At 65.6% G+C, this 26,466-nt stretch carries 11 protein-coding genes; 10 read left to right on the top strand and 1 reads right to left on the bottom strand.

The window, feature by feature from the left end; translation table 11 throughout:
* Window positions 1-27: 27 nt before the first annotated feature.
* From J8F10_RS07580 to J8F10_RS07535, 10 genes are all read left to right on the top strand, one after another.
* Window positions 28-2,907, top strand: coding sequence for a BatA domain-containing protein (locus tag J8F10_RS07580; RefSeq protein ID WP_210653235.1), 2,880 nt, complete (start codon window positions 28-30; stop codon window positions 2,905-2,907).
* Between the two features lie 94 nt (window positions 2,908-3,001).
* Window positions 3,002-6,355 carry a VWA domain-containing protein gene (locus J8F10_RS07575; RefSeq protein WP_210653234.1) on the top strand — a complete coding sequence of 1,118 codons (3,354 nt, stop codon included), beginning with the start codon at window positions 3,002-3,004 and terminating at the stop codon, window positions 6,353-6,355.
* A gap of 103 nt (window positions 6,356-6,458) precedes the next feature.
* Window positions 6,459-9,974, top strand: coding sequence for a hypothetical protein (locus J8F10_RS07570; RefSeq protein ID WP_210653233.1), 3,516 nt, complete (start codon window positions 6,459-6,461; stop codon window positions 9,972-9,974).
* Window positions 9,975-10,312: 338 nt separating this feature from the next.
* Window positions 10,313-12,259 carry a hypothetical protein gene (locus J8F10_RS07565; protein WP_210653232.1) on the top strand — a complete coding sequence of 649 codons (1,947 nt, stop codon included), beginning with the start codon at window positions 10,313-10,315 and terminating at the stop codon, window positions 12,257-12,259.
* Window positions 12,260-12,440: 181 nt separating this feature from the next.
* On the top strand, window positions 12,441-13,541 hold the full coding sequence (locus J8F10_RS07560; RefSeq protein ID WP_210653231.1) for a hypothetical protein: 1,101 nt from the start codon (window positions 12,441-12,443) through the stop codon (window positions 13,539-13,541).
* A 135-nt stretch (window positions 13,542-13,676) separates the two neighbouring features.
* Window positions 13,677-14,927 (top strand): NPCBM/NEW2 domain-containing protein, encoded by a 1,251-nt coding sequence (locus J8F10_RS07555; protein WP_210653230.1) that lies wholly within the window; start codon window positions 13,677-13,679, stop codon window positions 14,925-14,927.
* A 122-nt stretch (window positions 14,928-15,049) separates the two neighbouring features.
* The gene (locus tag J8F10_RS07550) at window positions 15,050-16,870 is read left to right on the top strand and encodes a S1C family serine protease (protein WP_210653229.1); all 1,821 of its coding nucleotides are present in this window, start codon (window positions 15,050-15,052) and stop codon (window positions 16,868-16,870) included.
* A gap of 73 nt (window positions 16,871-16,943) precedes the next feature.
* A complete protein-coding gene (locus J8F10_RS07545; protein WP_210653228.1) occupies window positions 16,944-18,128 on the top strand; it encodes a S1C family serine protease in 1,185 nt (394 codons plus the stop codon).
* 83 nt (window positions 18,129-18,211) lie between these two features.
* Window positions 18,212-20,368, top strand: a complete 2,157-nt coding sequence (locus J8F10_RS07540; RefSeq protein ID WP_210653227.1) for a PDZ domain-containing protein — start codon at window positions 18,212-18,214, stop codon at window positions 20,366-20,368.
* A gap of 308 nt (window positions 20,369-20,676) precedes the next feature.
* The gene (locus J8F10_RS07535) at window positions 20,677-24,321 is read left to right on the top strand and encodes a protein kinase domain-containing protein (protein WP_210653226.1); all 3,645 of its coding nucleotides are present in this window, start codon (window positions 20,677-20,679) and stop codon (window positions 24,319-24,321) included.
* A gap of 204 nt (window positions 24,322-24,525) precedes the next feature.
* On the opposite strand, the gene J8F10_RS07530 is transcribed toward J8F10_RS07535, so the two are convergent.
* Window positions 24,526-26,292: an RNA polymerase sigma factor gene (locus J8F10_RS07530; RefSeq protein WP_210653225.1), complete on the bottom strand. Its 1,767-nt coding sequence runs from the start codon at window positions 26,290-26,292 to the stop codon at window positions 24,526-24,528.
* Window positions 26,293-26,466 lie beyond the last annotated feature (174 nt).

Raw genomic sequence — 26,466 nt, 5'->3', positions numbered from 1 at the left:
CGACCACCGACGCCGAGATTCGCACCGATGCTGTCGCAGTTCCTCAACCCGTGGACGTTCCTGGCCGGCGCGGCCCTCGTCAGCGTGCCGATCATCATCCACCTGATCAACCGGATCCGGTACCGGCGCGTCAAGTGGGCGGCGATGGAGTTCCTGCTCAAAGCCCAGAAGCGCATGCGCCGGCGCAAGATCCTCGAGCAGTTGTTGCTGCTCCTCCTGCGCTGCCTGCTCGTGTTCTTCGCGGGGCTGCTGTTCGCGCGCTACATCGGGGGGTGCTCGGGCTCGAAGGGCATGGAGACGCGGCCCACCACGCACCTCGTCATCCTCGACGACACCCCGAGCATGGCCGACGCCTGGCGCCGCGAGGACGGCTCGCCGACCGACGCCTACGCGGAAGCCAAGCGGCTCGTCTACGAGAAGCTGATGCCGGCCACGGCCGAGGCGACGACCAACCAGACCATGCAGGTGCTCAAGCTCTCGGAGCTCGACAAGCCGTTCCCGGCGAAGACCGACGACGCGAAAGTGACCGCCCTCGGCATCAGCGAGATGGAGGGGCACCTGAAGCCGCTCCAGGTCACGACCGTGCGCAAGAGCCTGCGGGACGGGCTCGACGCGGCCCGGGCGCTGCTCGGCGACGCGCCCGCGACCAACGCCAAGGTCGTCCACGTCATCTCCGACTTGCGGAGCGTGGACTGGGCCGAGGACGGCGACACGATCCAGGGCAAGCTCACCGAGTTGAAGGACCTCGGCGTCACGGTCCACTTCATCGACGTCGTGAACCCGGCGCGCAAGCCGGACCGCAAGTCCCCGCAATCCGCCGACAACGTGTCCATCGTCGAGGTCAAGCCGCGCAACCGCGTCGTCGCGGCCAACCAGCAGACCGACATCGAGGTGCGGATCAAGAACTTCGGCGGGACCGACCTCAAGGAGGTGCGGGTCGACTTCTACCTCAACGGCGTCAAGGACACGATCCCCTCGATGGTGTTCCCCAGCCTCCCGGCCAACCAGGAGCGGGTCCAGTCGTGCCAGGCGACGTTCACCCAAACCGGGTCGCGCGACAAGCCGCTGGACCGGTTCAACCTCGTGACCGCGGTCCTGGGCACCCCGGAGGCGGGCGGCCTGGCGATCGACAACGTGCGCCACACCGTCGTCGAGGTGCGCCCGAAACTGCAAGTGCTCGTGGTCGACGGGCGGGTCGACAAGCGCGACAAGCAGGAGGGCGACAGCTTCTATCTCCGTAAGCTGTTCCTCGACTCGTTCGGCGGGATCGACTGGGTCGTGACCGAGGCCCCGAAGCTCGACGGGTACGACCTGCGCCCGTTCTCCACGGTCTACCTGCTCAACGTTCCCCAACTGAGTGCGGCCGCGGTCACGAACCTGGAGCGGTTCGTCACGGGCGGCGGCGGGGTCGGAGTGTTCCTCGGGCCGGACGTGAAGCCCGAGGACTACACCGCGCGTATGTTCCGCGGCGGGCAAGGGTTCTTCCCCGTGCCGCTCTCGATCAAAGAACCGGTTGTGCTGAAGGAGGAACAGAAACTGGCGCGCGAGATCGCGTTCGGCAAGCGCGTGATCCTCCGCGACCCGGCCAACCGGCTGCACCCGGCGCTCAACGCGATCTACACCAACGAGCGCGGCGGGACCGCGAAGGACAGCGAGGTCGAGCGATACTTCTTGTTCACCAACATCGACTCGTACTGGCCCATCGCCCGGCGCGGGAGCTGGCGCGACGACAAGTCGGTGCAGGAGCTGTACTGCATGCCGAACGAGAAGCCGATCGCGGACTTCGAGGCCCCGGCCAAGGAGCTGGCCAAGGCGGTGCGCGCGAAGTACGGGGACGCGAAGTTCGAGAAGGCGCGCAAGTACCTCACCCCACTGATTAAGAACATCGAGGAGACCCCGGCCCAGGTCGGGCTCCCGCTCTCGATCCTCGCGCGGCACCTGGACCAGTTGCTCTGCGACCAGATCAACGACGGCGACGAGAGCGAGCCGATCCTGCGCGACTTCTGGAACCAGCCCGAACTGGCCGAGATCAAACCGCTGGCGATGCAGCTCCGCGACGAGGCCAAGTTCGGCGACCCGCTGTACGTCGCGAAGACGTTCGGGCGCGGGCGCGTCGCGGTGATGACCACCGACGCGGGCGGCACGCACGGCACCAGCAAGCAGTGGACCGACTGGCCCTCGGGCAAGGGCAGCCCGGGCTGGGTCGTCGTGGTGAGCGAGATGCAGAAGTACCTGTCCGGCGGCGGGGGGGAAGGGAACCTGTCGCTGGGCGACCGGTACTTCGCGGAGTTCGAGGCCGGGCGGTACAAGCCCTCCGTGGCGCGGCACCTGCTCACGTTCGATCCGGTGAAGTCCGAGAAGCCCGCGGGCGGGCTGATCCCGAAGGCGCTCGGCGACCAGGCGCTCGACCAGCCCGCGAACGCGGTCGACGCGGCCCCGGACGCCCCGCGCCGGCCGTTCCAGTTGTCTTACGCCGACGCGAAAGTGCCCGGCGCGTACATCTTCAGCCTGACGCGGCTCAAGGGCGACAAGGACCCGCCCGGTACGCCCGCGGAGCAGCCGGACTACGCCGCGGTTGCCTTCAACGTGGACGCGACGCGCGAGGGCGACATGCACCGCGCCAACACGGACGACCTCGCGACCCAAACCAACAAGGCGCCGCTCCACAACATCGAAGACCTCTCGTGGATCGATCAGCTCAAGCAGAAGCCGACGGACATGTCGAGCCGGCGCTGGCTGTACCTGCTCATCCTGCTCCTGCTGATCGCGGAACAGGCCTGGGCGGTGCGGATCAGTTACCACTCGAAGCCGGAGGACCTGGAACTGTTGGCCCCCAGTGCGGCGGCGGCGTTCGCCCACACGACGGCCCCGCCGGTTCCGGCCGGTGCGCCCGCCGGGGCGGCCTGATCCGAGGCGGACCCGCCCGACCCAGGGGCGGGCGGGGTCCGCGAGCGAAACACCAACACACGAACAAACACGACCGGACACCCGCGAGCAGGCGATGAACGAAACAACGACGACGAAAAAGAACGAGTTCGTGTTCCGGCGCGTGTCCGACTCGTTCGACCAGTTCAGCGGAGACGCGATCGGCGCTTTCGCCGGGAACATTTACTGTCAGGTGCTCCTGGCCCTCGTGGTCCTCGCGCTGGTCGCGCGCGTCACGTACAAGTACGCGAACGCCGCCAAGCACCAGCCCGGCGCGAAGGACCCGGTCGCGGCGAAGCTCCGGTCCGGGTTCTGGCTCTTCCTGATTACTTACGTCGTGGTCGGGATGTACTTCTACAACGTCCGCGACGCGGAGCCGGCGAAGGGCACGGGCGAGACCCTCTCGACGGGCAGCGCCGGGAACGTCGTGAAGTGGTACGCCCTCACGATCGGGCTGTTCGCGCTCGGCTCGGTCTTCGTCGTCTTCATGTACCTCAAGGACACGCGGACCGTGCGGTGGTACTTCGCCGGCCCGCTCGCTCTCATGCGGATCACGGTGTACGCGATCCTCTGCTTCGTCTTCCTGCTCCCCGCGATGCAGACCTGGGAGGACACCAACAAGCAGTCGCGCGTCGTCCTCCTGCTCGACATCAGCCCGAGCGTGACTGATGTGACCGACGAGATCGGCTCCGGGGCCGCGAAGAAGTCCCGGACCCGGATGGACATCCTCATCGAGTTCCTGACGGACGAGAAGGTCGCGTTCCTGAAGAACCTCCTGGAGAAGAACCCGGTCGCGGTCTACGCCTTCGGCACGCGGCTCGACGAGTCCCCGACGATGATCGGGCAGGGCGACGCGGGGTGGTCCAGGGCGGACTGGGAAGCGTTCCGCAAGTACGACTTCAAGCCGTTCGTGCTCCGCGGGCTCTCGGAGGCTGGCAAGACTCAAATCCGGGGCGTGCGGGAATGGGGCGACGGCCCCGGGACCGCGGACTGGGCACAGACCTGGTTCGCGCGCAAGGCCGACGCGGAGTTGAAGTCGTTCTCGGGCCTCGAGTCGGAGGACGATATCACGGCCCTGCGCAAGAATCTGGAGAAGCTCGACAAGCGGATCGATGTGGCCCGCACCATCACGATGGGCACCAACGTTCCCGACTCGATTTCCGCCGCGATCAACCGCGAGTCGTCCAACATGGTGCAGGGCATCATCGTGTTGTCGGACGGCCGGAGCAACCTCGGGTCGGATTCGAGTTACGTCGAGCTCCGGGACCGCGCGGTCCGCGAAAAGATCCCGGTGTTCACGATCACCGTCGGCGAGGAGCGGTCCTCGGCCGCGATCACCATCACCGACGTCCAGGCTCCCGATAGCGCACCGATCGACGAGGCGTGGAAGATCATCGTCGAGGCCGACGGCGTGAACCTCGCGAACAAGGAAGTCGAAGTGTTCCTCGACCTCTGGTTGCCGGGCCGCGACATCAAGGCCGTGGGGCCGGACCATCAGATCACGCAGAAGCTCACGTTCGCGCCCGGCGACCCGCCGCACGGCCAGACCGAGTTCGTCATCGACCCGGCCAAGTTGCCGGAAACGCTCACCGTCGAGTCGAAGGACGCGGCCATCAAGAAGCGCGTGCTCCCCGAGGGCAAGTGGTCCGCGCGCGCCCGGATCGCCAAAGACCCGCTCGAGGCGTTCCCGGACCCGGAGCACATCAGCGCCGTGCGCGAGGTCAACGTCGTCCAACAGAAGCTCCGCATCCTCCTGATGGCCGGTGCCCCGTCGCGCGAGTTCAGCTTCCTCCGCACGCTGCTGGTCCGCGAGGTGATGGACAAGCGCGCGTCGCTCACCACGTTCGTGCAGAACGACGCCGGTACGACCGGCAAGCTCACCGCCGAGCAGGACGAACTCGTCATCCCGCGGTTCCCGACGAAGTTCGACCTGAAGCCCGCGATCAAGGACGACCCGGAGAAGGCGTACAACCTCAACGAGTACGACGTGATCGTGGCGTTCGACCCGGACTGGTCGGAGCTCTCGGTCCAGCAGGCCGAGGACCTCCGCCGGTGGGTCAAGGAGGGGGGCGGCGGGCTCATTTACGTCGCCGGGCCGATCAACACGTTCCAGCTCGCCCGCGTCGAGAAGGACAGCCGACTCGACCCGGTCCTGGACGTCCTGCCGGTCCAACCGGCCGACATCATCGCCGTGCGGTTCAAGGGGACCCCGCGGACCCCGCGGCGCCTCTACCTGAACTCGAAGGCGATCATCGGTTCGGACCTGCTGAAGCTCGACGACAAGGTCGCGGACGACCCCGTCGCCGGGTGGGAGCGGTTCTTCACCGACCGCGAAAAGTACGTCCCGGACGGTGACCTCAAGTCGGAACTGTTCCCGGCCCGCGGCTTCTTCTCGTGCTACCCGCTCAAGGCGGACGTTGGCATCGGCGGGGTCAAAGCCGGTAGCGCGGTGCTCGCGGAGTTCGCCGACGTGGGCGACACGGGGGAACTCGTCAAGCTCCCCTATCTGGTGACGAATAACCCGTCCGCGTCCTGGCGCACCTGCTTCCTCGCGTCGGGCGAGTTCTACAAGATGCGCGTGTTCGAGCCCGGCGAGGGCACGGGCCGCGAGTACTTCGAGCGCATCTGGATCAAGATGATTAAGTACATGGCGGGCAAGCGGAACATCAAGGCCCCGCGCGGGCGCGTGCTGGTCGCGAAGGAGGCCGTCTCCGGCGCCCCGCTCCGCGTCCAGGCCCGCGTCCTCAACGAGAGCGCCCGGCCCTACGACATCACCGCGGCCGCGCCGAAGTTCACCATCGTCCAGGAGCCCGCGGGCGGGGGCGACAAGCGCTCGTTCGGCCCGTTCGACCTGGCGCCCAAGACGAACCCCGGCGGCGCGTTCGACGGCTACTACGGCGGCCAAGTTCTGCTCGACCCGAAGACCTTCGCCGCCGGCGAGGCGCTCTACCGCGTCGAGATCGACGTCCCGGACTCGTCCGAAAAGCTGTCCGGCGAGTTCAAGATCCGCGCGGCCGACCCGGAAATGGACAACAAGAAACCCGACTTCCCGTCGATGCTCCGGATGGCCAGCGAGTTCGACAAGGACTTCCAGGCCCGGTTGCCGGACAAGGTGAAGGTCGAATTCGGAACCAAGCTCCCGAAGGACGCCGGGGTCCACCGTCTCGCGTTCAAGGTCGGCGAGCCCGAACTGCTGAAACTGATCCCCGAGTGCATGGTGACCAAGAAGGTGAGCACGCAGAACCGCGGACCGGTGAACGACCTGTGGGACCGCGGGTTCGACATGCCGACCTGGACCCCGGAGAGCGAGGGCACCAACAAGTACCTGGCCTCGTGGTGGTCCGGTCAGCGGCTCTCGGTCGTCATGCTGGCGGTCATCTTCCTGCTCTCGTTCGAGTGGCTGGGCCGCAAGCTCCTCCGCTTGGCGTAACGCGACTGGTGCTTCGCGCCCGGCGGACCTCGAACCCCGCCGGGCGCGGCGACGAACACCGAACTAACGAACACGACACCACTGAATACTGGGTGACGACGATATGGCAACCGCGGAACAAACCCGACGGTCCGAGGGCTCCGACCGGGCGCGCGACCCACAGGTGTACCACCCGCTGGACCGGCTCCGCGGCATCATCCGGCGCTACATCGTCATCGAGGGCGCGATCTCCGCGATCCTCTTCGTGGCCGCCTGGTTCGTGCTCGGGCTGGTCCTGGACTTCGGGCTGTTCAAGGTTTCGGGCTGGGACTGGGCGCTCGACGCGGGGCGGGGCTTCCGCGTGGTCGCCCTGATCGCCGCGCTGGGACTGTTCGCGGCGTTCCTGGTGTTCCGGATCGCCACCCGACTGACGAAAGAGTTTTCCTACCCGGCCCTCGCGCTGGTTCTGGAGCGCAAGTTCCCGAAGGTGCTCGGCGACCGACTCATCACCGCCGTCGAAATGGCCGACGTCGACGCGATGGGCAAGTTCGGGTACTCGAAGGAGATGATTAACATCACCATCGCCGAGGCCCGGGAGCGGGTCGGCACGGTGCCGGTGAACGAGGTGTTCGACTGGCGCCGGTTGTGGGTGATGGGGTTCGTCGCGTTGGGGCTGCTGGTCGGCACCCTGGGCGTCGCGTTCGCGAGCCACGCGGTCGCAACGAAGGCGGCCAGCCCGTACCGGTTCGGGTGGAAGTTCGCGCACGTCACCGGGATCTTCCTCGAGCGCAACGTCGCCCTGATGAACACGCCCTGGCCGCGCCGGGCGCACATCGAACTGGTCGGCTTCCCCGAGACCGAGGCGACCGTCAGCCGCGACGTGGCGACGGTGCCGGTCACGGCCCGCGCGTACAAGTGGGTCGTCGCGGACGCCTCCGCGCCCGAGGGGTGGCGCCCGATGGTGTGGGCGGACGTGACCGAGGGGCTCGTCGGGCGCAAGGCTCCGGAGCTCGATTTTGAAGTGCTGCGGTTCGCCGACGAGCCGAAGGGCAGCGTGCCGAAAAGCGCGTCCGAATGGACCGTGGACACCGTCGAGCGCCGGCTGTTCGTCCCGGACGACGCGCCCGACGAATCGCTCGCGCCCGAAGCGGCCGCTTACCGCGCGTCGCTGCGCCAGTCACTCGGGGACAAGTTCGCCGAGGCGCAAGAGGTGTTCAAGGCCCTGAGCGCGAGAGCGGACCAGCCGAGCATGGGGCGCACCCTGCGTAAACTCGAACTGACGCGGTGGGTGACCAAGTCCGACAAGGACGGGAACGCGGAGCGCGACGAGAGCGGGCAGACGTTCCGGGTCGAGGTGCCGATCGAGGTGTCGTTCAAGTACGTTGGGGCCAAGTTCCGCGGCGGCGGCACCCTGACGCCGAAGCAGAACAACGAGTTCACCGGTGACATCAGCGGGCTGAAGGAGGACGTCGAGTTCGTCGTGAGGGCCGACGACTTCTCCACCCGCGGGCACCGCATCCGGCTCATCCCGCCCCCCTCGCTCAAGCGGCTGTACCGCGTCCAGGAAGAACCGAGTTACCTGCACCACGCGCCGCCCCAGGGGGCGAGCTTCGACGACCTGAAGGGCAAGCGCCAGGTGATGACCGAGCGGAACCTCTCGCTCACTGGCGAGCGGTCCGTCGTCGTGGTGCCCGCGGGCTCGCAGGTGCTCCTCGTCGCCGACGCCTATACCGACGACGAGGGCAAGTTGTCGGACAACGACGCGGTCGTGTCCGCGGTCGCGGTCCCGGTCACCGGGAAGTTCCCGGGCGCGGCATTCGGCGACGACGGCAAGATGACGCAGGCGCCCGTGCCGGTTCAGGTGACCGAGGGCGGTAAGGGTTTCAGCATCATGTTCCGCAACACGTGGGACGACCTGGGGCCGGTCTCACAGGCCGCCGTGTCGGTTCTCAAGGGCGCCTACCCCGAAAAAGACGCGCGGGCGAACGTCGACTTCCGGCTCAAAGACCCGGTCGAGTTCAAGGTGACGTACACGAACAAATACGCCGTCAGCACGACGCGGTCGGTCCTGATCCAGGTCACGCAGGACCAACCGCCGGTGGTGGAAGTGGGCGTGGACGTGATCCGCAAGTCGGGCAACGTGTACCTCGTCACGCCGGTGGCCCGCATCCCGTTCAACCCGGACAGCTTCATCAAGGACGACAACGGGCTGAGCAAGGTCGAGTACCAGTTCAACTACTACGCAGAAGACTCCGACACGGTCCGCGCGATACGGACGAAGTACGCCCTGCGCTCGCTCCTCGACGCGCCCGGCGCCGGTCAACGGTACCTCCCGGCCCTTATGCTCCCGCGCCTGCACGCGGACAACTTCCGCATGCTCGACAAGTCCGACGACCGGCTCAGTGCGTCGGTGTTCGTCAGCGAGTTCGTGAACCAGAGCAGCAAGCTCCGGCGCGACACCAAGGAGCGCCTCGACGCCCTGCTCAAAACGCCCAGCGCGGACGAGACGAACCCCGAAGCGGTGCGCAAGATCGAACTGAAGAACGCGGACCGCGACTACTTCGACCTGAAGGAACTCAACGACCAGGGGATCATCAAGATCCTGGCGCCGCGGGGCGACATCCAGCCGAGTTACCGCATGGACCTGTTCGTGCAGGCCACCGACAATAACGCCGACGCCGACGGCGGCCCGCGCGTCACCCGCAGTAGCGAGCCGATCCGCCTGCGCATCGTTTCCGAGGGCGATCTGCTGCTCGAAATTAGCAAGGAAGAGGAGCAACTCGGCACGCGCCTCGACGAGGCGCTCGTGAAACTCGCGGCGGCCAAACGGAAGTACGACTTCATCCGCAACTCGAACGGCTTTAAGGACGAAACGCCCGAGCAAGTGGACGCCGTCAAGGTGCGCCACCAGGACGCCTCCCAGGACGTCGAGAAGGCCCGGGACATCGTTCAGACGGTGCTCCGCGAGTTCCGCCGGATCGCCCGCGAGTGCCAGGTGAACCGGGTCATTGATGTGACCACGAATAACTACCTCAAGTATTGCGGGCGCCTCGAGGGCATCCTGAGCGAGGACCCGCAAGCGTCGGTCGCGTTCCCCAAAACGCAGAACCTGATGAACAACGTTCAGAACGTGCTGAACGGCGGCCGCTGGGCGCCCCTCGTCGCGGTGAGCGACGCCGAGCAGTCACTGTGGACGCTCGAGCAACTTCTCGCGGAGATCCGCAAGGAGATCGGTGAGTCGCAGAACAAAGAGTTCGTGATCAAGATGATTAAGAAAATCAAGGACGATCAGCTTGTCGTCCAGGCGCAAATTGAAAAGATGAAAAGGGCTTTTGACGATATTTACCTCAGTGAGAAACCGACCATCGGCCAGATCGGTGCGGTGGCCCTGACGAAGGGCGAGGCCAAGAAGTTGAGCCACACGATCATCTGGGCGAAGTACAAAGAAGACGACCTCACCGTAAAAGTAATCGCGTCCGATCCCTCCATTACGGTACCCGCGGAACTGAAACTCACTTACGAAACGCACCAGTTCCGGTTCGATTACGAGGTCAAAGCGGGAGCAAAAGAGGGCACTTATAAGATCACCCTCACCCCGGCTGTTGGTGCCCCGGTTGAAGTGACGGTGGTCGTGAAGTAGTTCTCAATCACACAGGGGTTCCGCCCTGTGCTACGGACGCCGGCCCCTCCGGGGCGAAGACTGGTGCTTCCTGCTGTGAAGGAGCGGCGTCCGCCTTGTTCTTTCTGTTCCAAACCTGCCCGCTCACAGAGCGAATGTGCCCACAAGTAGATCGCTCCGCGGTGCAATTACGGGCAGGCAGAAATCGAATTCGTAACGGACTGTAACATCTGCCCGAACGCTTGTGGTTTTTCCCCCGTTGTCTGTTGGCGGCCCTCTCGCAGGTCGTCACAATGGCAGACGAATGAACACCCGGCGACGCGGATTTGCCGCATCGCCCCCTCGGAGGGAGGCTTCCCATGTTCCGCCGGTTGCCGACATTCCTGCCGCTGACTTTCGCAGCGACGGTCGGCTTGTTCGTGCTCACCTCGGTCATTACCGCCCAGCAGCCAACGCCCGTGCCCGCTACCGGTACCAAGCGGAGTCAAGAAGAGAACCTGAAGTTCTACAAGAGCTTCACGGAACAGGTGTTACGGCTCGCCCAGAAGTGGGAGAAGAGCGACAGCCCCGAAGACAAGGATCGGGCCAAGTCCCTCCGGTCCGTTCTGAAATTGGCCGAAGAGCGGGGCGTCGAGAAGCTGTTCAAGGAGCTCATTGAGGGGCTCAACGGTAAGAACCTCGGCGGCAGCGACTTCGAGTCGCTACTTGGCAAGGACAAGAAGCTGATTGACGCGCTGACCGAGATCCTCAGTATCCTCGAAACCGATGACGAAAGCGCCCGGTTGCGGAAGGAGATCGAGAAGCTCGAAGCGGCGATCAAGGCGATCCGCGAGGTGAAAACCAAGCAGGAGAACCTGCTCGCGCGGACCTTCAACCCGAAGAGCGACGCCGACAAGCTCGCGAAGGACCAGAACGACCTCGCGAAGAAGACGCAGGACCTGGCCAACGCGCTCGCGAAGGCGGCCAACCCGAACGACAAGGGCAACCCGAACGGCGGCGAGAAACAGGAGCCGAAGTCCGAGAACAAGGCCGAGCCGAAGCCGGGCGAGAACACCGCCGAGAACAAGCCCGACACCAAGGAAAACAAGAGCGACAACAAGGCCGAGGGTATGGGTGGGATGCCAATGGACCCGAAGGGCGGGGGCGAAGCCAAGCCGGTGGGCGGGATGCCGATGGCCGGGATGCCCGGCGGCGACAAGCCGGCCCCGATGGACCCGAAGGGCGGCGAGGCCAAGCCGAGCGGCGAAGCCAAACCGATGGACCCGATGGGCGGCGAGCCCAAGCCGATGAGCGGCGAGAGCAAGGCCCAGGGCGCGGGTAAGGCCGATAGCAAGCCGTCGGCCGGCCAACCGGGCGGCGAGGGCAAGCCGATGGGCGGCGAGGGCATGGGCGGGATGGGCATGGGCCAGCCCAGCCCCGGCGGTTCCAAGAGCGGCGGTTCGCCCTCGGGCGGTAACCCGCCCCCGCAAGGCGGCAAGAAGGACCCGGCCGCGCAGAACGTGCAAGAGGCCGTCCCGCAACAGCAGGGCGCTGAAGAGGACATCAAGAAGAACGAGAAGACCCCTGCCACCAAGAAGCAGGACGAGGCGATCAAGAAGCTGGAAGAGGCGCTCAAGGATCTGGAAGCGCGCCTGAAGCAGCTCCGCGAAAAGGAACTGGCCAAGCTCCTTGCGAACCTCGAACAGCGCGTCACCCTGATGCTCAAGCTGCAAACCGAAGTGCAGGGCGATACCGTAAACATTTACAAAACCGTGCAGTCGCTCGGCGGCAAGCCGGCGGTCGCGGAGATCCAGAAGAGCCAAACTCAGGCCGACAAGGAGAGCCAGATCATCGGGATCGCCGACGCCACGCTCAAGCTGATGGAGGGCGAGGGCAGCGCGGTCGTGTTCGCGGGCGTGCTGAAGGAAGTTCGGGGCGACATGGAAGCGGTCCAGAAGCGCCTCAACGAGGCCCGCGTCGGCGAGGACACGCAGCAGATCGAGGGCGACATCATCGAACAACTCAAGATGATGAGGGAGGCTCTCAAGAAGGCCAAGCAGGACCTGGAAAACAAACCGAGCGAACCGAAGCCGAACGACCCGAACGCCAAGAAGCCGGACAACAAGCTGCTGGAACTCCTCGCCGAACTCAAGTTGGTGAAGTCACTCCAGGAGCAGGTGAACAAGCGGACGGTCATGTACAACAAGCAAGATCCGGGCGAACAGGCCAAAGATCCGCTGATCCAGGCGGAGTTGAACCAACTCGCCGCCCGCCAGAAAGTGCTGCAAGACATGCTGCACAAGATCGCGAACAAGGAAAATCAGTGAGCCGAAAATGAGGAGTGCCTGATGGTGGCACGAAATTTGTTGTGTCCGTTTCCAGAAAAAGGTAAGTTGCAGGTGTGAAAAAAGCGTGTGGTGGTCGTCTTCTGATCAGAGATGGCCACCGCGTGTCCGCAAAAATCGCAAGTGACTCTCCGCTCCATTTCCGAACCCGAGGAGTTGTGTCGTGAAGATTCGCCAGCTGTTTGCGGCCGCCGCGGTCTCCGCGGGACTGGTCACAACCGTCACCCCAGCGTTCGCCGCTGAACCGGCCAAAAAGCCGACGTTCGGCTTCAGCACGCTGAAAGCCGCCACCCCGGAATCCGCCAAGGCGAAGTCCGAAGCGTGGTTGAAGTCGGTCGGCAAGTTCGATCAGGCCGCTTTCGACAAGGTTTGGGCCGACGAGAAGCGAACCGTTCTCGACCGCACCGCCGACGCGCTCGCGCTGGGGAACTCCGAAGTCGCCGCGATGCTCGCCAGCGTGCGCAAGCAGGACGCCGTGGCCCCGGCCGCGGTCCCGGGCATTCTGAAGGACGACAAGCAGGACGCCTTCTTCCGCACCAACGTCGCCCTCGCGTTCGCGAAGGCCGCGGCCAGCAAGAAGGTGTACGAAGAGGCCATCGACGCCCTCAAGGGCGTGAACCCGGACGTCGCCGTCGACCCGGCCAGCCTGTACTTCTTCAAAGCCGTTTCGCACCACGCGACCGCGATGAAGACCGGCGACAAGGAAGCGGCGATCACCTCGATCGTCAAGCTCCTCGACGACGTGTCCGACGCCCCGGACCGCTACAAGATCGTCGCCACCCTCATGTTCTTTGAAATGCAGAACTGGGCCAGCGACCCGAAGGACCTGTCGAACATCGAGCGCCTGATGGACAACAGCGGGCGCCGGCTCGACCTGTCCCGCGGCGGCGAAAAGACCCAGGACATCCAGAAGAAGATCGTGTTCCGCCTCGACGAGATCATCAAGGAACTCGAATCCCAGTGCAAGGGTGGTCAGTGCAACGGCGGCAACTGCCCCGGCGGCGGCCAGGGCAACGGCAACGGTAACGGCAACAACCTGAACCCGAGCAAGCCGGCCGCCGACAGCAAGATCATGGGCGGGAGCGGGCCGGGCAAGGTCACCGACCAGGAGCTCCGCAAGATCGCCGAACAGTGGGGCTCGCTGCCGGCCGCGCAACGGGCCAAGGTCGTCCAGGACATTACCCGTGATCTGCCGGCCAAGTTCGAGCCGATGATTAAGAACTACTTCGAGTCCCTGGACAAGATCCACGGGTACAAGAAGTGAGTGGTCGGCGCGTTACGGCGGTATAATCTAGGCGGTGGCCGACCGCAATCGGCCACCGCCTCTCCGTTCGCAGTGGGTGCGGTCGACCGCGTGCCCGGGCCACCCGTCCCTTCCGTCAGCGCGAGGAACTCAACGATGCGATTCCCCCGCCGCGCAGTGGCTCTCGCCGCCGGACTCACGGTTCTTGCTCTTACCGGACCCGGTGCTACCGGCGACGACGTGACCACCAGTGCCGGCAAGAAGCTCAACGGGAAGCTCGTGGCCGTGGACGCTCAGGGCGTGATGTTCGCCGTGGGCGAGAGCAAGGCGCAGATCCCGGCGCGCGACATCGTGGTGGTCGATTTGGGGAACAAGGTCGCGCCGGTCCCGAAGGACGTGACGACCTTCTCCGAGATCGAACTGACCGACGGTTCGACGTTCCGCGTTGTGAAGTTCTCCCTGAAAGACAAACAGTTTGAGGCCGACCCGGTCCCGGGTCCGCAGGGCCTCCCCCTTCCGAAAATCGAGCTCCCGATGGGCGCGGTTTTTTCCGCGATGAAGCGGGCCGACGACGCGAAGGTGCGGGACGCCTGGAAGAAGATGCTGGCGAACCGCGGCAAGCGCGACCTGTACGTGATCGCACAAGAAACCGGCTTCACGTACATTCAGGGCACCGTGCTGAGCGGGACCGCGACGGGTAACAGGCCGTTCGTAACCTTCGAGAAGGAGGGCGGCGGGAAGGACGAGCTCCCGTTGTCGCGTGCGGCGGGGCTCGTGTTCTACCAGCCGCAACCGCCGGTCATCCCGGCGACGCTGTGCAAAGTGACCGACGTGTTCGGGAACGCGCTCACCGCGTCCGCGATCTCGATCGCACCCGAGGGCGTTTCCGTGACGACAGTGGCCGGCGCCACGATCAAGTACGCCTCGACCGCGGCCCTGGTGAAGCTCGATTACGCGCTCGGCAACGTCGCGTACCTGTCGGACCTCGACCCGCAGCTCGAACTGCCCGAGGTGCCGCTCATTGAGAAGCGCCTCAACCCGACCGCGGCGTACCTGAAGGACCGGTCCCTCTCGAACGAGACGATCAAACTGGAAAACCAGTCGTTCCCGAAGGGCGTGTGCATCGCCCCGGAAACGGTCGCGACGTTCAACCTCGGGGGCGACTACACGCAATTCAAGGCGACGGTCGGGATCGACGAGAACGGCGCGAACGCGACGAGCGCCGCCCGGGTGACCATTGAGGCCGACGGTCAGGTGCTGTTCACCGAACAACTGAAGCGAAAGGACAAACCCAAAGGGTTAGTTCTTGCCGTTAAGGGCGTCAAACAGTTGCGCATCATCGTCGAAGCGGACACGCCGCTCAACGGGAACTACGTCACGCTGGCCGAGGCTCGCGTCCAGAAGTGACCGTACCGTTCGCTCTTCGAGTGGGTCGCGCCGACAATTACGAACCTCAACTTGCGGGCCCACGCACCCGCTCGCTCCGCGAGCGGCCCGCGCCGAATTCACGTTCCTTCCGGGGCTTCACCATGAGCCGATTTCTTCGACCGTCCCGCCTCGCGGCGGTGGCCGCGTGTGCGGTCGTCGCGACCGCCGGTCTGCTGGTGCCGGTGGCCCCGGCGGCCCCGCTCGACGTGGACAAGGGCGTACTCGACGCCCAGGCCCAGCGCATCGCCGCGATCAAGAAGGTCCACCCGGCTGTGGTGGCGGTGTGCATGCCCAACGGGGAGGGGTGCGGGTCCGGCGTGCTCATCGACGCCGAGGGCTACGCGCTGACCAACTTCCACGTCGTCCAGGCGACCGGGCCGCTGCCCCGCGCGGGGCTCGCCGACGGCGTGCTCTACGACGCGGTCGTGTGCGGCATCGATAAGGTCGGGGACGTGGCCCTCATTCGCATGGTCCCGAAGGAGAAGGGCAAGCCGTTCCCGTTCGTGAAGCTCGGCGACAGCGACAAGGTGCGCGGGGGCGACTGGTCCCTCGCAATGGGCAACCCGTTCTCGCTGGCGATGGACTTCACCCCGACCGTGACCTACGGGCTCGTGAGCGGGGTGAACCGGTACCAGCCGCCCGAAGGGAAGGGGCTGCTCGAGTACACCGACTGCATCCAGATCGAGACCTCGATCAACCCCGGGAACTCGGGCGGCCCGCTGTTCAACATGCAGGGCGAACTGATCGGGATCAACGGGCGCGGGTCGTTCGAGAAGCGGGGCCGGGTGAACTCCGGCGTCGGGTACGCGATCTCGATCAACCAGATCAAGAACTTTATGGGCCACCTGCGGGCCGGGATCGACACGGACCACGCCACGCTCGGCGCGTTCGTCGCCAGCAAGTCCGAGGACGCCCCGCTCGCCCAGATGGTCGTGAAGCAGATCCTGGACGAGAGCGACGCCTCCCGGCGCGGGCTCGAGAACAACGACCAGTTGCTCGAGTTCGCCGGGCGCGCGATGACGAGCACGAACCAGTTCAAGAACGCGCTCGGGATCTACCCCAAAGATTGGCGCCTGCCGGTCACGATCCGCCGGGCGAACGAGCAGAAGGAGCTCCTGGTCCGGTTGATGGGGAACATGGAAAAGGAGCGGGAGAAGCCGCCGGTGCCCGGCGAGGGTCCGCCCCAACCGGCGCCCCCGACCCCGGCGCCGAAGGCGACCGGCGAGATCGCCAAAATGTACGAGGCGAAGAAGGGGTACTCGAACTGGTACTTCAACGCGCTCGAGCGCGACAAGTTGCTCGCCGCGTTCAAGAAGCACGGCGACTTCTCGACGGCCACCGGCTCGTGGACGATCGAGGGCGGGTTCAAGATGCCGGACCGCGAGGGGGCGCTGCGCGTCGAGATCGCCGAGACCAAGGACACGACCAAGGTCACGCTGAAGATGAACGTCGAAACCAGCCTCGAGCCGCTCAAGCAGACGGACATCGGGCTGCAGAAGCAGCCGCTCGGGAGCGGCGGGCTGATGACGGCCCTGTACCAGTACCAGCGGCTCCTGACGCTCGGCGCGAAGGGGTTCGAGGGCGAGTTCGCCCACGGCGGAAACGAGCCGTTCTACCCGTACCCGGCCGACGGCTCCGCGCCCAAGTCGCTCGCGGCGCTCCGCGTGGACTGCGCGGTGATCGTGAGCAAGCACGGCTCGGTCAACTGCAAGTGGTTCTTCTCGCTCAAAGACGCCACGCTCCTCGGGTTCGAGTCGTACATCGCGAAGGACTCGAAGGACGCCGAAGCGGACCCGTGCGAGGTGTACTTCTCCGACTACAAGGACGTGGACGGGCGCAAGGTGCCGGGCCGCATCGAGGTGCGCCACGCCGACAAGCGCTACGCGGTCCTCACCCCGACGAAGTGGACACTGGGCAAGTAACTCGGGCCACCGCGCGGCCCGCGCCCGAACGCGCGGGCCGCACGATCCCTCACCACGGCACACCACAACTACCATGTTTACGCGACACTCCGTTTTCCTCGCGGCCCTGGCGGTTCTCGGCGCGCCGGCCCTCGCGCCCGCGGCCGACCCGTTCGCGGACACGGCGGAAAAGGCGAACAAGAAGCTCGTGAAGATCTTCGGCGCCGGCGGGTTCCAGCGCATCAACAACTACGGCACCGGGATCGTCATCAGCAAGGAGGGGCACGTCCTCACGGTCGCGAGCCAGTTGCTCGACACGACCGCGCTCGTCGTCCACCTCTACGACGGCCAGCGCCTCCCGGCGCAGGTGATCGTGACCGAACCGCTCCTCGACGTCGCGCTCATCAAGATCCGCCCGGAGGGGAAGAAGCTCGAGGACCCGACCGGGCTCGACCTCGACTACTTCGACTTCGGCGCGGCCGCGAAGCGCCCGCCCGCGGGCGCGGGCGACTGGATCATCGCCATGAGCAACACGTTCGAGATCGCGCTCCGCGACGAGCCGCTGAGCGTGCAGCGCGGGGTCGTCTCCGCGTACACGAAGATGGCCGGGCGCCGCGGGATCTTCGAGTTCCCGTACACCGGCGACGTGTACGTGGTGGACGCGATCACCAACAACCCCGGGGCCGCCGGCGGCGCGCTGCTCAACCGCAAGGGCGAACTGCTCGGCATCATCGGCCGCGAGATCAAGAACAGCCTGACCGAGACGTGGATGAACTACGCGATCCCGGTCGGCGGGAAGGTCGACGTGAAGGAAAAGGTGCTCACCAAGGACAAGGACGGCAGGGACGTCGAGGAGGAGAAAATCACCACGATCGCGATGCCGGAGTTCGTCACCCTGGCGCTGCAGGGCAAATACAAGCCGGTCGTTCGGAAGGACGTCATCGGGCAGGGCGGGTACCACGGGATCGTCTTCGTCCCCAACGTGCTCGAGCGCACGCCGGCGTTCATCGAGGACGTGGTGCCGGGCTCGCCCGCGGACAAGGCCGGGCTCCGCCCCGATGATCTCGTGAGCTTCGTCGACGGTGAGCCGATCGTGAGCATCAAGGCGTTCGACGATTTCATCAAGAAGCACACGCGAACGGGCAGCAAGGTCCGGCTCGAAGTGCGCCGCGGGGAGGCCCTCCAGACCATCGAGGTGGACCTCGGTGCCCACCCGCCCAAACCGAGCAAGCCGGTGCCCCCGGCCCCGCCGACCGTCCCGACCCCTCCGAAGAAGTAATCGGGCTCCGTTGCGCCGGCCCCGGTCGGCGCCGCGAACGACGTCACAATTATTAACAGACCGCACTTATTCGGAACACACCGATGACATTCACAGTACCCAGAACCGCGCGGCCGTGGGGCACGGTGGTCGCCGCGGCTCTGCTCGCCGCGCCGGTTTCGGCGCAACCGAAGCCGGACATCAACGAGGCGACCGAGAAGGCGATGAAGGCGGCCTCCGCGAAGGTCGCGCCGTCGCTCGTGAAGATCGAAACCACTGGCGGGGCCGAAACCGTTTCGGACAAGAAGGGGGCCGGGCCGGGCATCCGCAAGGGTGTCGGGCCGACCACGGGGCTGGTCGTCTCCCCGGACGGGTTCATCATCTCCAGCGCGTTCAACTTCGCGAACAAACCCGCCAACATCTTCGTGACCGTGCCCGGGCGCGACCGTGTCGTCGCGAAGATCGTCGCCAACGACCAGTCGCGCATGCTCACGCTCCTCAAGATCGAGCTGAAAGACCTGCCCGTTCCCGACGCGGTCCCGAAAAAGGACGTCGAAATTGGTCAGTGGGGGCTGTCGCTCGGGCGCACGCTCGACAACAGCGTGGACCACCCGCCGTCGATGAGCGCGGGCATCGTGAGCGCGACCAACCGCATTTGGGGCAAGGCGATTCAGACCGACGCGAAGACCTCGCCCGTGAACTACGGCGGGGCACTCGTCTCCATCGAGGGGCGCGTGTACGGTGTCATCGTTCCCGCCTCGAACCGCGCCGAGGGCGAGACGGCCGGAGTGGACGTGTACGACGGCGGGATCGGGTTCGCGGTCCCGCTGGAAGACGTTCTCGCGTCGCTGCCGCGTTTGAAGGCGGGACAGGACTTGCGCCGCGGGTTGCTCGGGGTGCAGCCCAAGGGCGAGGGAGTGTACAACCCGGCCGTGATCGGGGCCATTCAACCGGACTCCGCGGCCGCACGAGCCGGGCTCCAGGTCAATGACAAGATCGTCGAACTCAACGGCAAGAAGGTCCAAGACTATTCGGCCCTCCAGCACATTTTGGGGCCGCTGTACGAGGGCGACGAGATCGCGCTTAAAGCGGTGCGCGGCGACAAGGAGATGGAGTTCAAGGGGATCAAGCTGCTCGGCACGACGACCGCATACGTCAAAGCGTACCTCGGCATCCTGCCGATGCGGGACGACCCGGGTCCGGGGGTCGAGGTCCGCTTCGTGTACCCGAAGAGCCCGGCCGAGGCCGCGGGGATCAAGGTCGGCGACCGCATCATGAAGTTCGGCGCGACCGCGCAACCCGTTCAGAACCGCGCCACGTTCCTGGCGGCGATCCAAACCCTCACGCCCGGCGTCGAGGTCAAGGTGGAGGTGAAGCGGAAGGAGGGCGGAAAGGTCGAAACGGTGTCCGCGAAGCTCACCCCGGTGCCCGACGAAGTGCCGGAAAAGCTCCCGCTGCCGTCCTCCGCGGGCAAGGCGCTCGAGGGGCAGCCCAAGCCGAAAGACCCGCCCAAAGACCCGTTCCCCAAAGACCCGTTCCCGCCGAAGGGCCTGAGCGACGTGCGCGCGGACGCGGGTGGCCAAGACGAGAAGAAGGGCGACAAGAAAGACGAGAAGAAGGACAAGCCGAAGGTCGAAACGGGGTACCTGACGCGGACCAACGAGGCGCTCGGGCGCGAGTACTGGGTGTACATCCCGGACAACTACGACCCGAACGTGTCGCACGGGCTGATCGTGTGGTTCCACCCGGCCGGGCAGGGCGGTAAGGACGGCGAGAAGATGTCCAAGACTTTCCGCGATTTCGCCGAGGACAATCACTTCATCGTGATGGGACCGAAGTCCAACGGCGCCGACGGGTGGGTCGCGAGCGAAACGGAACTCGTGGTACAGGACGTGAAAACGGTGCTCGGTCAGTACACGATCGACCGCACCCGCGTCGTGGCCCACGGCATGGCGAGCGGCGGGCAGATGGCGTTCTACGTGGGGTTCAACGCCCGCGACGTGTTCCGCGGGGTTTGTACCGTGGGCGCGACGCTCGGCACCGCGCCCAAGGACAACGTGGCGAACCAACCGCTGTCGTTCTTCATTACGGGCGGGGACAAAGACCCGCTCATCAAGGAGATCGTGGAGCACAAGAACTTGCTCATCGAGAAGCGGTTCCCGGTGATCTTCCGCGAGATGAAGGAATCGGGCAAAGAGTATTTCGACGAGACCACGTTCAAGGACTTCCAGAACTGGATCGACTCGCTCGACCGGATCTGAGTGGGCGACCGTGTAACGCAGAAGCTCTGTGGGCCACGCGCATCGTGCGCGTGGCCCACAGAGCTTTTTTGCCTCTCGTGGTTCACGTTTTGACGTTGGGGCGGTGGGGCGTGTTCGTGCGGAAGCTGGGGCGCGGATCGGCGGTTTCGCGGACCGTATAAACGGCCCTTCGATCGCTCTCGTGCTCCCCACAGATAATTATTGCGGCAGCACGATCGGAAAAGGTAAGCTATGTTTCGGGACGATAAACCGCGGACATGTCGCCCGTCTTCTCGCGGTTCCCGCACCTTTCTCGCGTGACAATAAAAATGCCTGCACTACCTCTGCCGGCCACAACCGCGGAGCTCCTCGCTCTCATTCGCGGGAGCGGGATTCACACGCCGCCGAGCGCTCTCGAGGAGCGCCTGGCCCAAATACGCGACCTCCCGGACGAGCCGATTCGGGCGGCCGAACTCCTGGTCCGCCAGGGGCTCCTCACGCGGTTCCAGGCGAAACAGCTCCTCGCCGGGCGGCACAAGGGCTTCCGGCTCGGGCCGTATGTCATTCAAGACGTGCTCGGGCAGGGGGGGATGGGCGCGGTGTACCTCGCGGAACACGGCACCCTTCGTCGGCGCGTCGCGCTCAAGGTGCTCCGCTCCCAGCGCGGTCCCGACCAAAAAGTGAGTGTCGAGCGGTTCATGCGCGAGGCCCGCGCCGCGGCCGCCCTCGATCACCCGAACATCGTTCGGATTCACGACGTGGCCCAGCAGGGCGAGGTCCACTATCTGGCGCTCGAATTCGTCGAGGGGCGCACGCTCGACCAGCTCCTCGAGCGCGGGGCCACGGTCGCGCCCTCGCTGGCCGTGGGGTACATCGCACAGGCCGCGGCCGGTCTCCAACACGCGCACGAGAAGGGGTTTATTCACCGGGACATCAAGCCCGCCAACCTCATTTTGGCCTCGAACGGCACCGTCAAAATCCTGGACATGGGGCTGGCCCGGTCGCTGACGAGCGAGGGCGACAATCTCACCGAGATGCTGGACAAAGGCGCGATCGTCGGCACGGTCGATTTCCTCGCGCCCGAACAGGCGCTCGGTGACGACCAGATCGACATCCGGGCCGACATTTACAGCCTCGGGGCGACGTTCTACGCGCTCGTGACCGGCAAACCGCCGTTCCGCGGAACCACGTCCCAGAAACTGGCCCAGCACCAGATGAAGCCGGCGCCGGACCTCGCCGCGGAGGACCGGACGTTCCCGCCGGAACTGGCCCAGATCGTCGCGAAGATGTTGGCGAAGAAGCCCGAGGACCGCTACCAGACCCCGGGGGAGGTGATCGCGGCGCTCGCGCCGTGGTTGTCCGACGCCAGCGAACAGAAGGTCGTTGTCGGGATCTCGGCGAGCGACCAGGACAGCGCCGCTCGTTTGCGCGCGACGCTCGCCGAGGTCGCGACCAAACGGACGAAGCGCACCACGAAACCCGCGCCGGTCGAAGCGCCCCCCGAGCGCCGATCGGGGCGCCGGTGGATCGCGATCGGGGCGGTGCTGGCGCTGATCGGGGTCGTCGGGGCCGTCGGCTACGTGGTCTGGCCGGCCCCCAAACAAACGGTACAACTCCCGCGCACCGAACAAACGCCCGGTCCCGTCGAACCGGGGCCGGATGCGAACGCTCCGGGTGCTCCGGGTACCCCGGCGGGGCCAAACGCTCCTCGGCCCAACCCGAAAGTCGTCATCACCGCCGGCGCCGAGGGGCTGCAGGTTCAAACGGCCAAGTACGAAGCCCTGATCGACAAGGCGGACGGCTGTCTCAGCAGTTTCCGGGTCGCGGGCGTCGAGTTCCTTCGGAACGGGGCCGCTCTCGCGGGCGGGCAGACGATCGCGCGCGGCGGGTACTTTTACTACGAAAAGGCCGGGCACCACGGGCTGGTCAAGTTGACCGACGTGAAGCAGACCGCCCCGAACGTCATTGAGGCGAAGAACGGTCAATTTAGCATCCGCTACGAGTTCAGCGCGAACGCGCTCACGATCACCGCGAACAACGCGACCGACGACACCGTGCCGTATTACCTCCTGCTCGATTCGGGCGCGGTTCACGACGTGGCGAACGATAAGGGCGAACAACTCTCGGTCCCCGCGGCCCGAACCCAGGCCGATCCGCTCGACCCGAAGTGGCGAACGACGACTTGGTTCGCCGGGCGCGCGGCGCTCAAGGTGACGGACCTGACGGAAGACCCCGCGACCAAAATTTGGGGGCCGTTCTCGGAGTTCCGGTCCCAGGTCTGGGAGAGCGCGGCGAAAACTTACAACCGCGTGCAGTTCACCCTGGAACCGACCATCAGCGCCGAGGTTCCGAAACCCGTGCTGACGCCGGGGGCCGTTATCGTCACCCGGTCCGGCCCCGCGCGCGTCGTTCAGACCGAACTGTACGAAGCGACGGTCGATTCGGACGGGTGCATGCCGAGCCTCCGCATCGACGGGGTGGAGGTGCTGAAAGCCAACATCAACGTGTCGCGCGGCGTCTATTTCCTGCCCGGGTACCCGCTCCCGTTCGACATCAAACAGTCCGCCCCCACGACCATCACCGCCCAGTGCGACAAGGCCGCGATCCAGTACGACTTCGCTGCGAACAAGATCACCTGGACGGCCGAGAACCGGTCCGACCAGGGGATGCCACTCTTCGTCGTGATGGACACGTCGGTGACGGGGGTGCGGAACGAAAAAGACGAGTGGTCGAAACTGCCCGTCACGAAAGACGCCGGTGCCCCCGAGGGCGCGGGGTGGGGGACCACCACCTGGTTCGCGGGGCGCGCCAAGATGAAACTGACGGGCGCGAGTAAACTTTGGGGGCCGTGGGAGGGGAAGTACCAGGTTTGGGAGGCGTTCCTCGCGCCCAAAGAAAAGCGCGTCATCACGGTTGAGATCGGGCTGACCGACGCGACCGAAGCGGGCAAACTCGGCGACCTCACCGGGGCCAAGCCGGCGCTCGCGACCGACCTGACTCTGGACGCCCCAACGGATTACCAGGTGTTCCAGCGGAAGACCAAGCTCCAGGGCGCGGTGGTCGTTCGCGGGCGGATGCGCTCGGCCTACGACCGGTTGGAAATTCGCACCACCGGGAAGCCGCTCCAGGGGATGCTGCCCGATCAGTGGCGCGAGGTTCCGCTCGCGGACAAAGCACGATCCTTCGAGGCCACGGTCCCGGCACCCGCCGGGGGGTGGTACAAGGTCGAGGTTCGCGCGCTGAAGGACGGTAAAGTCGTGGGCGAGATGAGTGTGGACCACGTCGGGGTCGGCGAAATCTTTATCGGGGCGGGCCAGTCCAACTCCACCAACTGCGGTCAAGAGCGGATCCAGCAAAAGTCCGGGATGGTGTCCTCATTTAGCGGCAGCGGCTGGCAGCTCGGCGACGACCCGCAGCCCGGCGTTCACGACAACACCTCCGGCGGGAGTTACTGGCCGGCGTTCGGTGACGCGCTGTTCGAGGAGTACCAAGTTCCCATCGGTGTCGCTTCGACCGGGCACTCCGGGACGAGCGTCAACCAGTGGGCGCCGGGCGGCGAACTGTGCCGCTGGACCACGGGGCGCATGAACCAATTCGGGCCGAACGGGTTCCGAGCGGTGCTGTGGCACCAGGGCGAATCGGACGTCGGGATGCCGGCCGAGGAGTACACCCGCAAGATGACGGCCCTGATTCGGGAGACCCGCAGGGTAGCCGGCTGGGAGGTACCGTGGTTCGTGGCGCAGGTCTCGTACCACAACCCCAATCAGGTCTCGTTCCCGAACCCGCGCGCGGGACAAAAGAAGTTGTGGGAGACCGGCGTCGCGTTCGAGGGGCCGGACACCGACACCCTCACCGGCGACAACCGGGACGAGGGCGGAAAGGGCATTCACTTCAGCCCCAAAGGGTTGAAAGCTCACGGCAAGCTCTGGGCCGAGAAGGTCGCCGCGTACTTGGACAAGGAGCTGGTCAAGTAGCAACCGCCCACGCGCTCGACTGAAACGCAACGGCCGGCGCTTCTGCGCCGGCCGTGACTTTTGTGTGCCTTGCGAAAGTGTAGTCCGCTCGCTCCGCGAGCGGTTCGCTTGGTTCGATGCGACTCGCTAACTGCTCTGGAAGCCAAAGCCCCGCTCGCGGAGCGAGCGGACTACACTTTCGCGTCAACGAGTGACGAACGTCGCCTACCGACCCGGCCCACCACCAACTCCACCGGGGTTCGGCTGCGGGTTAAATGGAGGCGTTTGTAGTATGGGTTGGCGCGGTACGGGCGGTTGGAACGTCTTCGCGTTTGCAGCGGTCGTGACGTAGTAGATGTTCCCCGCATACACCATTTTCAGTTCCGCCATATCCGCGAGAACCCGCACCGCGTCGTACAGGCGCACGTCGTTCAGGGTTACTGTCAACCCGGGTTTCTTGTCCTGAGTTTCGCACCGTGGGTCCAGCACGATGTTCGCCCCGGTTTGCTTCCGCAGGTCGGCGAGGATATCGGCCAGTGGCTTGTGTTCGGCCGAAACGCTCACCACCCCACCGTAAATTTGTTCGCTAGACATTTGTAAATTGATTGTTTCTACATCATCATCGGTGTGATCGAGTGGATTGACTCCGGGGCGAACCGCGGGAACGTAGGCCGGCACGATGACCAGTTGTGTTCCTCGAATCTGATACGTGCAGGGGTGCTCCAACCGGACCTGTGCCAGGGCATCCACGAGAGCGTCACGCAGCGATAACTTCTCCGCGCGCGATGGGAGCACAATCTTGGTGTCGTAAATCGTTTTCAGTGCATTCGTTGGGAAAGCATTTCCATCCGCACCCCCAGCGGGGCTGATTACACCAATTCGCCGGAACGCGGCGATATCGACGCGGACGATGAGGCCAGTTTGTTGCTCAATCTTGGCAAGAACCTCCTCTACCGTCGCGCCCTCGGGGGCGAGTCCTGCCCCCACCAGTTTGAGCAGCGCGGCCTCTCCGGTTGCGTTCACATCCGCTTTCGCCTCGGGCACAGCGGGCTTCGCGGCCGGTGGAGCGGTGACGAGTTCCGGGGTGAGGGGGCGGTCGGCGGCTTTCGCCGGAGGTGCCACCGGGTCGGCCGCGGTGAGGTAGAACCCCGCGCCCGCGCTCCCCAACAGCCCCAATACGAGGCCCAGTGTTGCGAAAACTCGAAGATTCGTCGTCATTACAGTTACTCCTCGTGCGAGTTCGATTACCGCGGGCGAGACTGCCCCGCCCCCCGGTCCGGCGGCCTCGGTGAGCACCGCCGAAATAGTGCTGGTAAACAGTTCTGTGAGTCGCGGGCCGGCCGCTTCTACCGGTCCGCCGAGCAGTTGTTCGAGCGCGATCCCGGCCCCGACCGCCACCCCGCGGCGCGTCAACCGGGCCTGAAGGGTTTTTCGCGCCGCGCTGAGCCGGGAATCGACCGTGCCGGTGGGCACCGCCAGCGCCGCGGCCGCTTCCGTGTTGGTCCGGCCCTCGATCAGGCACAGCACGATGACCGCCCGGAGTTTATCCGGCAGGCCGGCGACTTCCGCATCAATGACGGTCTTCAGCTCGTCGGCTTCCCACACTGGGAGTTGTGATTCGGGCATCGGCACCTCGCTCGTCGGGAGCGCTGCGACGGGGCGCCGGGCGCGCCGACCGGCGGCTTTCAGGGCGATCTGATGGGCCACCCGGTACAGCCAGCCGGACAAGGACTCGCGCTGCCGTATCGTTGCGGCCGAGGTCGCCAGGGCGAGGAACACGGCCTGGAACGCATCTTCCGCGTCGGCCTCGGCTCCCAATCGCCGGCGGCACACCGAGAGAACCATCGCCCCGTGGCGCTGAACCAGACCCGTGAACGCGGTCTGGTCGGCGGTTCGGACGAACCGTTCCAGGAGGTCCGCGTCGGAATCGGCCGACAGCGACGGGCGCAACCGGGCGACGAAGCCGAACAACCCTCGGGATGACCCAGCCATTGCCCCCTCCGACCGAGTACCGACGCCAGAATAGTTCCTGCTGGGTACCGAACACTTCGGAAAAACTCGAAAGAATTTTCCCGAAGGCGCGAGAACGCGAGAACGGTATTCGGGCCTGTTTAAGTCGATTTGTGCCGCTCGAACACCAACGGCGGGGATGTGATATTCGTTTGC

The organism is Gemmata palustris, from assembly GCF_017939745.1.
Lineage (GTDB): Bacteria > Planctomycetota > Planctomycetia > Gemmatales > Gemmataceae > Gemmata > Gemmata palustris.
This window is presented reverse-complemented; position numbering and strand designations above follow the sequence as displayed.